The organism is Nocardia sp. NPDC050408 (genome assembly GCF_044458905.1).
Taxonomy (GTDB): domain Bacteria; phylum Actinomycetota; class Actinomycetes; order Mycobacteriales; family Mycobacteriaceae; genus Nocardia.
In genome coordinates this window covers 1-14,136 of record NZ_JBITIL010000022.1, presented here as the reverse complement: position 1 = coordinate 14,136, position 14,136 = coordinate 1, and the positions used below count along the sequence as shown (strand labels likewise).

Below are 14,136 nucleotides of genomic sequence, written 5' to 3'. Positions count from 1 at the left end.
TGGCTGTTGCCGCGCTCGAGGCTGGATCTGCGCGGCCGCACCGCAGCCAATGCCGGATTCGCGACTGGCTACGCACTGGCATTTCGGGGCCGACCGAACTGGTTGTCTGTGCGGGGGCTCGGTTACGGACTCGCCTCGGCGAGCGTGGTCGCCGCCGGTTATGGTGCGGCCGTCGCTATTCCGGCGCTGCGTGATCGTCTCGGTGGGTTCGCCGACCGGGCTCCGGACGTCCCGCTCGTTGAGTGGGTCGCGGTACATATCCCGATCGGCACCGTCTACAGCGAGGAACTCATCTTCCGTGCGACCCTGAACCCATTGCTGGACAAAGAGTTCGGGCCAAGCGGCGGTGCGTTGATCGGAGCAGCTACCTTCGGCCTCTGGCACATCTATCCCGCACGCGCTGCGGGCGACAGCGTTCCGGCATCGATTGCCGCGACCGCTGCCAGTGGCCTCCTATTCGACCTGCTGCGCCGCCGCACCGACAGTGCCACAGCCCCCGCTCTGCTGCACTTCGCCGTGAACGCCGGAGGTGCGCTTGCGCCGCGCCTCGCCGCGGCTGGTTCGCCGAGCAGTTGACCGGCTTCAGCCGCTGTCACGTTGCGGCTCCGAGCTTGTGGCCGAGCCATCCATCCCGGCGCGAACGAGCCTGAACGTGCATACCTGACCGTGACGACCGAACTCTTTGCCGCCATTGACAATTGAACGGTGTTCTATAAGCATGGCTGCGATACTCAGTGCTCGGGACACACTCACACAGACGCGAGGTTTTCGTCAGCCACGGCAAAGGAGACGAGGCAAATCATGGGGGACGACCAGCACGACGAGGACTCTCGGAACTCGAGCCGACCCCAGCAGGAAGTCCCTCCCGGGCGGCGCAGCTGGGCCAGTCGCCACCCCGTTCTCGCCGCGATACTCTTGCCGGTCATTCCCGGTTTGATCGTCGGCTTGATCATCCTCGTACCGGACAAGTTCTTCGATGCCAAGCAGGACGGAAACTCCTCCTCCCAGTCCCCTCCACCGACCCAGCAGGCTTCCCGGACCGAGCCGGCCGACCGACCGCCCACTGTCTCCGCGCCCGCTACTTCCTCGACATCGATCTCGTCGGAGGACGTTCGGTGGTCCGGCACGGTCAACCTGACCTACCTCGACCTGGACTCCGTCCCACCCAGGGTGGTATCCGGCAACAAGGGCGCCAGCACGTGGGCCAGCTACAACTACTCTTCGTCCAAAAAATTCTCCGAAGCCACGCTCTACGGCCAGCCAGGCGACTTCTTTACCGTGCAGCCCACCATCGCGTCCTGGAGCAATCCGGCCAAGCCGACCCGGCAACAGTGCGCAGACCTCATCGTTACCCAGGGCGTCGAATCCCTACCTCTCAGCAAGAACAGCAGCTACTGCGTCAAGACCGCGGCCAATCGCGTCGCCTTCATTACCGAACTTTCGCTCAGCGACGCCATCCACGCCTACACGGCCGTGGTGACCGTCTGGTCCGCCACCAGTTGATGGGGCCTCGCCCACACCAACCCACATTCTCGCCTGGTTGTCGTCAGCGACACCCCGTTGATGATCAACGAGGTGCCACACGTGATAGCCGACACCAGCGTCATCCTCGATGGCGCACAACCACTCTCGTATCGAGGGCAGCGCACCAGCGTGCCGCCGGTCGTCTGATGGCTTCTCGGGTATGCAGCTGGTCCGGCTCTGGTCTTCACCCCCGGCTGCCTTCACGACGAGCGTGCAAAACGGCGACTTCAACCGGCCCGAAGCGTCGACGCCATCCGCTGAGCGACCGACCCGCACTCGTCTGGCCGCAGCGCCCATTCTCGCTCGATCCGGCGGGAATCCCCGGATACGGGGCAAGAGCACGGCCGCTGCGGCCAGTCGCCTCCCAGTATTCTCGGCATCGTGGCAGGACGAGCAAAGGTGGATCCAACGGAACTACGAGCGGCCGTCGCGGCGGTCAGCGCGTGGCTGCGCGACGATTCGACGCCCGCACCCGCCCGGCCCGAACTCGCCGCCGCGGTCCGCGCCACCGTTCGCACCCTCGCCGCCGCCGCACCCGGCCACTCCGTCGAGGTCCGCGTCCCACCTTTCGTGGCCGTGCAGTGCATCGAGGGCCCGCGGCATACCAGGGGCACACCGCCGAATGTCGTCGAAACCGACCCGCGCACTTGGCTTTTGCTTGCCACCGGCCTCCTTGAATTCGACGTTGCGGTGGTATCGGGCGCGGTCAGCGCTTCCGGCAGCCGAGCTGGCGAAGTGGCCCACTGGCTGCCCATCACGCGTGCCACCGCAGACTGACGATCGTCCTGGCCAGTGCCCGCGAGAACTCCATTGGCTGAATGTGTCTGCTCGACGCGCCCCTGCTGGACTCCATCCTGGACGGCGACGAGGACGAGGGAACCAATGTCTTCGATCGAATCCTGGAAGTCATCATCACCAGTTGAAAGACTTCCCGCCCGAGAGGTCTTCCGCAGGGTAAGGGGATGCCCGGGATAGCCGTTCTCACAACAGGTTCCGGGATCCAGCCATCCCCACTGTGCCCACATTTTGCTCAGAGGAGGCGTGAATCCCGGTGAGGGATGCGAGGATTCGCAGGCTAAGGGTAGACGGTGTCGGCGGCCTGGGTCAGGCGGTCCAGCAGCGCGGTCCTGATGGCCGGGCGGGAGCCGAAGACCAGCGTGAAGGTCGCCTCACGCAGTGAGCGCTCGGCGAGGTTGCCGCGCGTGACGGCCGCGCTGCCGACTGCGGTCACCAGAGCCGACGCCGCGCGGACCGCGAGTTCGGAGGCGCGGGCGCGAGCCAGGTAGACATCCGACTGGCCGGTGAGCGCATCGTCGAGTTCGGTTCGGATGCGGGCGGCTTCGGCAGCCGAAGCGGTGGTGTCGATGCCGAGCCGCGTGAGTTCGCCGAGACAGCGCCGCACGATGCCGAGGGCCAGCGCGCCGTTGCGCCAGGCGGCCAGGATGAAGGAGGCGTTGAAGCTGCGCAGCGAAATCCGGTTGTCCACAGCGGAATCGGGCACCTGGACGCCGTCGAAAGTGAGTGTCACGGTCTTGCTCGCGTCGGCGGCGATGAGCGGGAGCGGGGTGGCATGTACTGCGGGGCTCGGTTCGGCGGGCACCAGCACGCTGATCAGCGATCCCTCGTCGTCCGCATCGCGCGCCATCACGCCGAGGATGTCCACCAGACCCCACCCGGTGACGAACGGGGCGGTGCCGTCGAGGACATACCCACCGTCGACGCGACGCGCGATCAAGCCGGGTTGGTCGTTCGCGCCCGCGTAGCTCACACCCGCGCGTACCCGTCCGTGCCGCAGGTCCTCGGTAAGTCGTTCGCGCAGTTCGAGATTCGGTGAGGTGGCGACCCGGCGCGCGACCCCGAGATGCTGCGCCCAGACGAAGGTGGTCGTCAGGCATCCGGCGACCAGGATCTCACCGGCCTGGGTGAAGGTGGCGATATCCATATCGGCCCGCCTCGTCACCCGGCCACCATCCCTCATCGAATCGCTGCGGGATGCTGGATCCATGGTCGCGCCGTAGAACCCGTATTCGGCGAGCAGGTCGAAATGGGTGCCGGGAATTTCGCCGGTGCGGTCGACCGCGTCGGCCTGTGGTGCGAATATCTCATCGGCCAGATAGCGCGCGTGTTCGATCCACGAATTCACACCACCCATCTTGGTGCATGCCGCGAATCCGGTCGCAGTCGCCATGAGGCTCGCCTCAGCCGCGGGACAGATCGCGCCGATGCAGGCCCTTGTAGTCGTAGTACCGGGTGATGAAGGTGCCGAGCACCAGCCCGATCACGAGCCCGAGCACCGCCATCCACACCCCGCGTGCCAACCCCGCCGGGAAGTTCGCATCGAAGTAGAGAATGGCGCGCACACCGACGAACACCTGGTGCATCGGCTCGAATTTCGCCAGCCAGCCCAGATATTTCGGCGTCGCCTCGATCGGCACGGTGCCGCCCGAGGAGGGCAGCCCGAGAATGATGAACAGGATCAGGTTGATCAGCAAACCCGCCGAACCGACCGCTGCGAGGATGGACAACCCGGTGATCCCGACCGCCATGATGGCCAACGCGCTATAGAGAAACAGCGTGAGCGGATGATCGATCGGCATATCGAGCAGGCCGGCCACAGCGAGGAATACGCCCGCGACGATATTCGCGGTGATCACCATCACGCCCCATTTGATCAGCAGCGTATTGAACCGCGAGATCGGTGTGTACGGAAAATGCACGTACCACGGCCCGTATTCGGTGGGCACGAATCCGAGTGCGGCATCGATCATGGTGTGGATGGTCATCGAGCCGACCAGCCCGGCGAGCAGGAGTAGCAGCGCGTAGAAAAACGCCGTCAAACCCTGTCCGGTGCCGGATGGCAGCGGGCGGAACGGTGCGATGACGATGTGCAGCGGATCCGCGAGCGCCACCCGAGTCGCACCCGTCAACTCCGGCGCCGCCCCGCCACCAGGCGGCCTCAACTGCGCGTTCACCTGATCGGTCAGCTGCTTACCGACCTGCTCGTTCACTTGGGTCAGCGCCTGGGTGCCGATGGTCGTGACGATATTTGTGACGAACGCCCCACTGCGCGGATTCGTCTGCAACGTCAGCGTCGGGCGCTGGATATCACCGGGCACTACACTGCCCGCCCCGAGAATGCCGAGGCGCTTACTGAAATCGCTGGGAATCAGGATCGTGCCGTACACCGCACCGGACTGCATCTTCAGCTCGGCCTCGTTGATGCCGAACACCTGCAGATCGACCTTGTCCGCCGGAATGCCATGGCGCAGCGCATCGGTGATCTGTGTGCCGAAATTCACCTGCTGCCCGCCGACCGTATCGCCGACATCCTGATTGACCAAGGCGATCGGGAAGTCGTGCAGGTTCTTCTCCGGGTCGACGACGTAATCCAGATACATTGTGCCCAGCAGCGCCATGAACAGGGTCAATACGGCGATCGGGGCCAACCACATACGCGCGGTCAACCGTGTATCCGACCCGCGGGTGCGTGCACGGTCCGAAGTCGTCACGGCTGGCACGGTAGCACCGTGCCGCACGGAAAAACGGCAGCGTCGCTCGGCGATTGCTGCGCCTCCCCGGTGGCGGTGATCGCGGCGCAGCATTCACCCGTAGAATGGCGATTGCCCCCAGCCCGCCCGAACAGGGAGCAAACGGTGACCAACGCCGAAATGCCGGTCGAAACTACCTCCGATCAGGTCGAGAACGAACCACGCGAAGAGTGTGGTGTGTTCGGAGTCTGGGCGCCGAGCGAGGACGTGGCCAAGCTCACGTACTACGGCTTGTATGCGCTGCAACACCGTGGCCAGGAAGCCGCGGGCATCGCCGTCTCCGACGGCTCACAAATTCTGGTCTTCAAGGATCTGGGCCTGGTCAGCCAGGTATTCGACGAGCAGACGCTGGCTGCGATGCCGGGTCATATCGCCATCGGCCACTGTCGCTACTCCACCACCGGCTCCACCACCTGGGAGAATGCGCAGCCGATCTTCCGCACCACCTCGGTCGGTTCCGGACTTGCGTTGGGCCACAACGGAAATCTGGTCAACACCGCCGAATTGAGCGCGCGCGCACGCGAACTCGGGCTGATCGGTATGCCGCCGGTCTCCGGTGGGCGCCCCGCGCAGATCACCGCCACCTCCGACTCGGATGTGATGACCGCACTGCTCGCGCACGCCGCCGCGGATTCGAGCATCGAACAGGCCGCGATGAAACTGCTGCCGACGCTGAAGGGCGCGTTCTGCCTGACCTTCATGGACGAGCACACTCTCTATGCCGCGCGCGATCCGCACGGTGTTCGTCCGCTGTGCCTCGGCCGGCTCGAGCGTGGCTGGGTCGTAGCCAGTGAGACCGCCGCATTGGATATCGTCGGCGCCGCCTTCGTCCGGGAGATCGAGCCGGGCGAACTGCTGGCGATTGATGCCGATGGCGTGCGGTCCATGCGCTTCGCCAATCCCGAACCCAAGGGCTGTGTGTTCGAATACGTCTACCTGGCCCGGCCCGACAGCACCATTGCCGGTCGCTCGGTGCACGCTACCCGGGTGGAGATCGGCCGTCGCCTGGCCAAGGAACATCCGGTCGAGGCCGATCTGGTGATTCCGGTGCCGGAGTCCGGCACCCCCGCCGCGGTCGGTTATGCACAAGGTTCGGGTGTGCCCTACGGGCAGGGCCTGATGAAGAACGCCTACGTCGGGCGCACCTTCATCCAGCCGAGTCAGACCATCCGTCAGCTCGGTATCCGACTCAAGCTGAATCCGCTGCGCGAGGTGATCCGCGGTAAGCGGCTCATTGTGGTGGACGACTCCATCGTGCGCGGCAATACTCAGCGCGCGTTGATCCGGATGCTGCGCGAGGCGGGGGCGCTGGAGATCCACGTGCGGATCGCTTCGCCGCCGGTGAAGTGGCCGTGCTTCTATGGCATCGATTTCGCCTCGCGCGCGGAGTTGATCGCCAATGGCGCGGGCGCCGATGACAGTTACGACGACATGGTGGAAGCGGTGCGCCGCTCGATCGGCGCCGACACCCTCGGCTATATCTCGACCGAGGGCATGATCGCCGCCACCGAGCAGCCGCGCTCGCGGCTGTGTTGTGCCTGCTTCGACGGCGATTACCCGATTCCGCTGCCCACCGAGGCGGCCATCGGCAAGAACGTGCTCGAGGGCATGCTCACCGGCCAGTCCGAGGCAATGTTGTTGAGCGAGAACGCGAATGCGAGCGCGTTGAGCCGTCCCTGACGAAAGACGATCGACGAACCCCTCGGCAGCAGCCGAGGGGTTCGATCGTGTTCGGACCTAGTCCCGAGTCTATGTCCGCCGGTGTGCTGTGGCCTACTCGAGACGCCTTCGGGCCGATTTCGGAGTGAACCTGGTCATTCGTCCGGTGATCCGGCCTTACCCGTGCACCATGCGCAACGTCGGCTAACACCCTCGTGATTTTTTCTTTGAAAACGCAACATCCCAGAAATGGATCGTGGGTACGGTGCCCGACATATCGGAAGTTCACCGTGCCCGCCGCGGTCCTGTGATCCAGCACATGCGGTGTGGCGCGCTCGAGAAGTGGGGCCTGATGATGAGGGTTTCGAAGAAGCCTGGGCGAGGGAACCGGACGCGACGAATCGCGGCGGTCGGGATGGCGGCGCTGGCCGTGTCCGCGATCGCGGGATGCGGTTCGGGGCGTACCGGTGGGGGTGGTGACGGGGCAGGTTTGGTGGCGGGCACCACAGACAAGATCTTCTCGCTCGACCCGGCGGCCGCCTACGACAACGGTTCGCTGCTGGTCGAAACCCAGATCTATTCGTATCTGCTGAATTTCGCGCCCGGCGATGCCACCCCTAAGCCGGACGCCGCGGACAAGTGTGACTTCAGCTCTCCGACGGTATACACCTGCAAGCTGAAGTCGGGGCTGAAGTTCGCCAACGGCAACCCGTTGACCGCCAAGAGCGTCAAGTTCTCCTTCGATCGGATGCAGGGCATCAACGACCCGAACGGTCCCGCCTCGCTGCTCGGCAATCTCGAGAAAACCGAGGCCGTCGACGACCTGACGGTGAACTTCACATTGAAGGTCGCCAACGATCAGACCTTCCCCGCGATCCTGCCGACCCAGGCCGGTCCGATCGTGGACGAGAAGGTCTTCCCGGCCGACAAGGTGCTGCCGGATGAGGACGTAGTGAAGAACAAGGGCTACTCGGGCCCGTATACGATCGCCAGCTACGACAAGAACAAGCTGGTCGAGTACCAGGCGTACCCGGACTACAAGGGCATCCTCGGCACACCGAAAACCGCGCAGGTCTCCACCAAGTACTACGCGACCTCCGACAATATGAAGCTCGATCTGCAGAGCGGTGCGCTCGATGTCGCGTACCGATCCTTCACGCCGACCGATATCGAATCGCTGCGCAAGGACAGCAAGGTCACGGTGGCGGACGGGCCCGGCGGCGAGCTGCGCTACATCGTCTTCAATTTGAACACCATGCCGGGTGGTACCCCGGAGCAGAAGCTGGCGGTGCGCAAGGCCATCGCCTCGTCGATCGACCGGCCCGCGCTGGCCGAAGGTGTCTACAAGAACACCTATCAGCCCGCGTACGGCTATGTGCCGCAAGGCATGCCGGGTGCGGCCGAGCCGCTGAAAGATCTCTATGGTGCCAAGCCCAATAAGGACGCGGCGGCGAAATTCCTCTCCGGCGCCGGCGTCGCGGCACCGGTGGAACTGAACCTGCAGTACAACCCCGATCACTACGGTTCGAGCAGCTCCGAGGAGTATGCGGCGATCAAATCGCAACTGGAGTCGACCGGGCTGTTCAAGGTGAATCTGCAATCCACCGAATGGGTTACCTACCAGAAGGAACGGGCCCGCGACGGTTACCCGCTCTATCACTTCGGCTGGTTCCCGGACTACCCGGACGCCGATGACTACCTGACCCCGTTCTTCGCGCCCAACAACTTCCTGCAGTCGCACTTCGAGGATCCGAAGATCACCGCGCAGCTCACCGCGGAGACGACCGAGCAGGACAAGACCAAGCGCATCAAGCTGATCGAGGACGTGCAGAAGGATCTCGCGCAGAACTACCTGCCGACCCTGCCGCTGCTGTCCGGTAAGCAGATCGCGGTGTCGAATCCGAGCGTCAAGGGTGTTTCGGACACACTCGACGCGTCGTTCAAGTTCCGATACACGGTGCTGAGCAAGTGACATCCGGCGAAGCCGGGCCCGAAGCTGTTGCCACCGCTGACAAGCGGGGACCGGTTCGGGCCCGGCGCTTCGGGCTGCCTAGGGTTGGGAAGTCGAGTGGGGATTCCCGACAGCTGGCGTTGTTGCGGTACTTGGTGATTCGACTGTTGTTGATTCTGCCGACGGCGTGGATCCTGGTCACCGTCGTGTTCTTCCTGATGCGGGTGATCGGCGATCCGATCAGCGCCGCGATGGGCGGACGGATGACCCAGGAACAGATCGAAGTGCGCAAGGAGGCGGCCGGTTTGAACCGGCCGATCCTGACCCAGTATTGGGAGTACATCTCCGGGCTGATGCACGGGGATTTCGGTCACTCCCAGGACAATCGGCAGATCAGCGAGGTGGTGACCACCTACGGCGCGGCCACCCTGGAACTGGTGTTCTGGGCGCTGCTCGTCGCCTTCGCAGTCGGCGTGCCGCTCGGCAGATACGCTGCGACACATCGTGATTCGACGGCCGACGCCGGGCTGCGGTTATTCGCCATCCTGGCCTACGCGGCGCCGGTCTTCTTCGTCGGTCTGCTGCTGAAGCTGATCTTCGCGGTGAAACTGGAGTGGCTACCGGTCGCCGGCCGGGCGAGCACTCCCGTCGAACTGCAACTGCAGCATGTCTCACCGAAGACCAACATCATGGTGGTCGACGCAATCCTGTACGGGGACAACAGTTATCTGATCGATGTGCTGAAGCACGCGATATTGCCCGCGGTGGCGCTCGGTCTGTTGACGGCGGGCATCTTCTTGCGCCTGGTGCGCGTCAATCTGATCCAGACACTGCGCAGCGAGTTCGTGGACGCCGCACGGGCCCGCGGACTTTCGGCACGGGTGGTGACGGGACGACATGCCGTGCGCAACGCGATGATTCCGATCATCACGGTGATGGGCATGTATATCGCGACGATGCTCGGCGGCGCGGTGCTCACCGAGACCACCTTCGAATGGAAGGGGTTGGGTTATCAACTCGCGGAATACCTGCATCAGCGCGATTTCATCGCGGTGCAGGGGATTGTCGCGTTCCTGGCGCTGGCCGTCGCGGTCATCAGCTTCCTGGTGGATGTTGTTGTCGCGCTGATCGATCCGAGGGTGAGGTTCTGATGACCGCTCCGGAATTGGCGAACGAACCACTGGTGATGCCGCCGGTGCCGCCGACCAGGCGCAGGCGGATTCCCGGATTGCGGCTGTTCACCATGACCGCTGGATTGCAGCGGGTGACGTTGATCGTCGGACTCGGCCTCGTCGCGGTATTCGTATTCGTGGCGATCTTCGCTCCGCTGATCGCACCGTACGGGCTGGCCCAGAACTCTTCGGACGGTGTCGGCTTCGTCGCACAGCAACCGCCATCGGGTCAGCATTGGTTCGGCACATCGGTGCGCAGCGAGGATGTACTGTCCCGGGTGATCTTCGGTGCCCGTACCGCGCTGCTGGTGATCGCGATCTCGCTGGTGATGTCGCTGGTCGTCGGGGTACCGCTGGGCTTGGTGTCCGGGTACATCGGACGCGCCCTGGACCGGGTGCTCGTACTGTTCATGGACGCCATCTACGCGTTCCCGACTCTGCTGCTCGCGATCGTCGTCTCCATCGTGGTCGCGGGTGGGCAGTCGAGCAGTTTCGGCGGCGTGCTGTCGGCCGCCGTCGCGATCACGGCGATCTATGTGCCGCAATACTTTCGGGTGGTTCGCAATGCGACCGTCGCGGTGAAGAACGAACCGTATGTGGACGCGGCCAGGGTCACCGGTGCCTCCACCACGCGAATCATGTTCCGGCACATCCTCGCCAACGTCACCCAGTCGCTGCCGGTGATCGTCACCCTCAATGCCGGCGATGCGATCCTGACGCTGGCCGCGCTCGGCTTCCTCGGTTTCGGTATCGAACCGACCCAGGCCGCCGAATGGGGTTACGACCTCAATAAGGCGCTTTCCGATGTGTCCAATGGCATTTGGTGGACGGGCATCTTCCCCGGTACGGCCATTGTGCTGGTGGTGCTCGGACTGACGCTGGTCGGCGAGAGCCTGAACGAGGTGCTCAATCCATTGCTGCGCACGCGCCGTGCCCTGAGCCCGGCCACCGTCACCGGCGACACGCTGAGCGCCGCAGGTGCCGACCTCGAAAATGGCCCTCCCGCAGCGGAACTCACCGCAGCGGAACTCGACCTCGTCATTGGGGCCGAAGAGGAGAGCAACGAAAAGGGCAGCGCCGAAAAGGGCAGCGTCGAAAAGGGCAGCGTCGAAATGGACGGCATCCCAGAGGACAGCGCCGAACAGGACGTCACTCCAGAAAGTTGCGCCGGAAAGGGCAGTGCCGCAGAGGGCGGCGCCGAAAAGGGCAGCGCCGAAAAGGGCAGCGGCCCAGTCGAAAACACGGAGGGACCAGCGCGATGACGCAAACGTCAACCGAGACCAAGCGCCCGGCACTGTCCATCGAGTCGCTGTCGGTCACCTTCGCCACCGACGCCGGTCCCGTATACGCGGTCAGCAATGTCTCCTACGAGGTATTCCCCGGCGAGGTGCTGGCCATCGTCGGGGAATCCGGCTCGGGCAAATCGGTGAGTTCGCGCACCGCGATCGGGCTGCTGCCGAATACCGCGCGGGTCGAGGGACTGGTCACCCTCGGTGCGGACAAAGTCACCTCGATGAGCGAGCGGCAGCTCACCGCACTGCGCGGCGGCGCGATCTCGATGATCTTCCAGGAGCCGGGACGAGCACTCGACCCGCTGTTCACGGTGGGCTATCAGATCGCCGAGGCACTGCGGGCGCATAGCGATATGAGCCGCAAGGCCGCCAAGACCAGAGCGATCGAATTGCTGCGCATGGTCGGCCTGCCCGATCCGGAGCATCGGGTGGACTACTACCCGCATCAGCTCTCCGGTGGTCAGAAGCAGCGCGTGATGATCGCGATCGCGATTTCCTGTGAGCCGAAGGTGATCATCGCCGACGAACCGACCACCGCACTCGATGTCACCGTGCAGGCCGAAATCCTGGAGCTGCTGCGCGATCTGCGCGATCGCATCGGTAGCGCCATCGTGCTGATCACACACAACATGGGCGTGGTCGCCGATATCGCCGACCGGGTGGTGGTCATGCGCGACGGCAAGGTGGTCGAGCAGGCGCCGGTGGACGAGCTGTTCACGGCTCCGAAGCAGGAGTACACCCGCAAACTCCTCGCCGCCGTACCACATTTGGGCACCGAGCAGTTGGAACACGGTGCCGTCGAGGATGTCGCCGCCGCCGAGCCGGTGCTCGAGGTAACCGATCTGGTGGTGCAATTTCCCGGACCGTTCGGCCGACCGCCGTTCCGCGCGGTGGACAACGTGAGTCTGTCCATTCGGCCCGGCGAAACGCTTGGCTTGGTCGGCGAATCCGGTTCCGGGAAGTCGACCATCGGCCGCTGCGTCGCCGCCTTGCAGCGCCCGACCTCGGGACTGGTCAAAGTGCGTGGACAAAACATCGCGGATCTGTCCCAGCGGCAGCTGCGGCCGATTCGCCGCCGCTTCGGATTCGTCTTCCAGGATCCGGCAAGTTCGCTGAATCCGCGGCTCACCGTCGGCGACTGCGTGGCGGAACCGCTGATCGTGCACAAGGCGGGCAGTTCCGCGGAGATCCGGGCGCGGGTCCGCAAACTCCTCGATGACGTGCAGCTGCCCGCGGGCACCGAACGCCGCTATCCGCACGAACTGTCCGGTGGTCAACGTCAGCGCGCCAGCCTGGCCAGAGCGCTGGTCCTCGACCCGGACCTGCTGGTCGCCGACGAGCCGACCAGCGCACTGGACGTCTCGGTGCAGGCGGCGGTGCTGGAGCTGTTCGGACAGCTGCAGCAGGAGTGCGGCTGGGCCTGCCTGTTCATCAGCCACGATCTGGCGGTCGTCGACCAGCTGGCCGATCGGATCGTGGTCCTGCGCAATGGCGCGGTGGTCGAGCAGGGTGATCGTGATCGCATTCTGCGCCGACCGGAGCAGGAGTACACCCAGCGGCTGGTCGCCGCGGTCCCGGTGCCCGATCCGGTAGAGCAGCGACGGCGTCGCGCGCAATCCGCTGCTCTGTTCGCCACCGGACACGCCGAGTAATCGGCATCGGGGGAGCCGTTCGGCGCTATGTCCGCTGCAAGCTTGTTATCCGACTCCGGTAGCGTGAGCTGGCATCTATCCGCCGATTCGGTTTGGAGCTTTCCCCGAAAATGACTGAACAGAGCCCCAGTGGTGCCGGTGCCTCGTACGCCGCAGCCGGCGTGGACATCGAGGCAGGTGACCGCGCAGTCGAGTTGTTCGGGCCATTGGCGAAGAAGGCCAGCCGACCCGAGGTGCAGGGTGGGCTCGGCGGCTTCGCCGGGCTGTTCGCACTGAAGGGTGGCTACCGCGAGCCATTGCTCGCGGCCTCCACCGACGGGGTCGGCACCAAGATCGCGATCGCCCAGGCGATGGACAAGCACGACACCGTCGGCCTCGACCTGGTCGCCATGGTGGTGGACGATCTGGTGGTCTGTGGCGCCGAGCCGCTGTTCCTGCAGGACTACATTGCCATCGGCAAGGTCGTCCCGGAGAAGGTGGCCGAACTGGTCTCCGGTATCGCGGAGGGCTGCGTGCGGGCGGGCTGCGCACTGCTCGGCGGTGAGACCGCCGAACATCCCGGCCTGATGGATCCCGACGACTACGACCTGTCCGCGACCGGTGTCGGCGTTGTCGAGGCTGATTCGGTGCTCGGTCCCGACCGGGTGCGTCCCGGCGATGTGGTGATCGCCATGGGCTCTTCGGGACTGCACTCCAACGGCTACAGCCTGGCCCGCAAGGTGCTGCTCGATATCGACCGGATGTCTCTGACCGGCCATATCGAGGAGTTCGGCCGCACCCTCGGTGAGGAGCTGCTCGAGCCGACGGTCATCTACGCCAAGGACTGCCTGGCACTGATCGCCGAAACCGATGTGCGCACCTTCGCACACGTCACCGGCGGTGGCTTGGCGGCGAATCTGGGCCGGGTGATCCCCGCGGGCATGGTCGCCGAGCTGGATCGTGGCACCTGGAATCCAGCGCCGGTATTCAAGATGATCGCCCAGCGCGGCCGGGTCGATCGGGTCGAGATGGAGAAGACCTTCAATATGGGCGTCGGCATGGTTGCCGTGGTGGCGCCCGAGGACGTCGACCGGGCCCTGGCTGTGCTGACGGCACGCCACATCGCCTGCTGGACCCTCGGCACCGTCAAGAAGGCCAAGGATGCCGACGCGCTCCGCGCCGTATTGGTCGGCGAGCACCCGCGCTTCTGAGTCTGATTTGCAGCGCCTGCGGCGCTGTGTGTGCTCTGTCTAATGGCCGCGCCTGCGGCGCGGCGTGTTCGCGGCCCCCTGGTGTCTCGCGTCCGAGTCGTCGAGACTCGCGACTTCGTCGCATGCGCTTCGACGGCTCGGACGCGAG

The 14,136-nt window shown here is 64.8% G+C and carries 10 protein-coding genes and 1 pseudogene; 9 read left to right on the top strand and 2 right to left on the bottom strand.

All coding sequences use genetic code 11. The annotated features are described in order from the left end of the window. The first annotated feature begins 6 nt into the window (after positions 1-6). The 3 genes from ACIBJI_RS36770 to ACIBJI_RS36760 all read left to right on the top strand — a co-directional run bounded on the left by ACIBJI_RS36770 (position 7) and on the right by ACIBJI_RS36760 (position 2,301). On the top strand, positions 7-576 hold the full coding sequence (locus tag ACIBJI_RS36770) for a lysostaphin resistance A-like protein (RefSeq protein WP_397087853.1): 570 nt from the start codon (positions 7-9) through the stop codon (positions 574-576). Between the two features lie 225 nt (positions 577-801). Next, positions 802-1,503: a hypothetical protein gene (locus ACIBJI_RS36765; protein WP_364358454.1), complete on the top strand. Its 702-nt coding sequence runs from the start codon at positions 802-804 to the stop codon at positions 1,501-1,503. A 402-nt stretch (positions 1,504-1,905) separates the two neighbouring features. Continuing rightward, positions 1,906-2,301 (top strand): sterol carrier family protein, encoded by a 396-nt coding sequence (locus tag ACIBJI_RS36760; RefSeq protein ID WP_396959579.1) that lies wholly within the window; start codon positions 1,906-1,908, stop codon positions 2,299-2,301. Positions 2,302-2,599: 298 nt separating this feature from the next. Here ACIBJI_RS36760 and ACIBJI_RS36755 read toward each other — a convergent pair whose 3' ends face one another. Together ACIBJI_RS36755 and ACIBJI_RS36750 are read right to left on the bottom strand one after the other, a co-directional pair. Beyond that, on the bottom strand, positions 2,600-3,712 hold the full coding sequence (locus ACIBJI_RS36755; protein WP_364358446.1) for an acyl-CoA dehydrogenase family protein: 1,113 nt from the start codon (positions 3,710-3,712) through the stop codon (positions 2,600-2,602). A gap of 10 nt (positions 3,713-3,722) precedes the next feature. Continuing rightward, positions 3,723-4,976, bottom strand: a complete 1,254-nt coding sequence (locus tag ACIBJI_RS36750; RefSeq protein ID WP_364358540.1) for an ABC transporter permease — start codon at positions 4,974-4,976, stop codon at positions 3,723-3,725. Between the two features lie 216 nt (positions 4,977-5,192). Between ACIBJI_RS36750 and purF the strand changes: the two genes are divergently transcribed. The 6 genes and pseudogenes from purF to purM all read left to right on the top strand — a co-directional run bounded on the left by purF (position 5,193) and on the right by purM (position 13,988). After that, positions 5,193-6,752 carry an amidophosphoribosyltransferase gene (gene purF, locus ACIBJI_RS36745; RefSeq protein ID WP_364358537.1) on the top strand — a complete coding sequence of 520 codons (1,560 nt, stop codon included), beginning with the start codon at positions 5,193-5,195 and terminating at the stop codon, positions 6,750-6,752. A 394-nt stretch (positions 6,753-7,146) separates the two neighbouring features. Beyond that, positions 7,147-8,703, top strand: a complete 1,557-nt coding sequence (locus ACIBJI_RS36740; protein ID WP_364358443.1) for an ABC transporter substrate-binding protein — start codon at positions 7,147-7,149, stop codon at positions 8,701-8,703. Between the two features lie 119 nt (positions 8,704-8,822). Next, complete coding sequence (locus ACIBJI_RS36735; RefSeq protein ID WP_364358534.1) at positions 8,823-9,833, top strand: ABC transporter permease; 1,011 nt, start codon at positions 8,823-8,825, stop codon at positions 9,831-9,833. A gap of 35 nt (positions 9,834-9,868) precedes the next feature. Beyond that, a pseudogene (locus tag ACIBJI_RS36730) lies at positions 9,869-10,786 on the top strand (ABC transporter permease); the annotation flags it as partial. Positions 10,787-11,112: 326 nt separating this feature from the next. Beyond that, the gene (locus ACIBJI_RS36725) at positions 11,113-12,798 is read left to right on the top strand and encodes an ABC transporter ATP-binding protein (protein WP_364358440.1); all 1,686 of its coding nucleotides are present in this window, start codon (positions 11,113-11,115) and stop codon (positions 12,796-12,798) included. 110 nt (positions 12,799-12,908) lie between these two features. After that, entirely contained in the window at positions 12,909-13,988 is a 1,080-nt protein-coding gene (gene purM / locus ACIBJI_RS36720; protein ID WP_364358437.1) for a phosphoribosylformylglycinamidine cyclo-ligase, read from the top strand. Positions 13,989-14,136 lie beyond the last annotated feature (148 nt).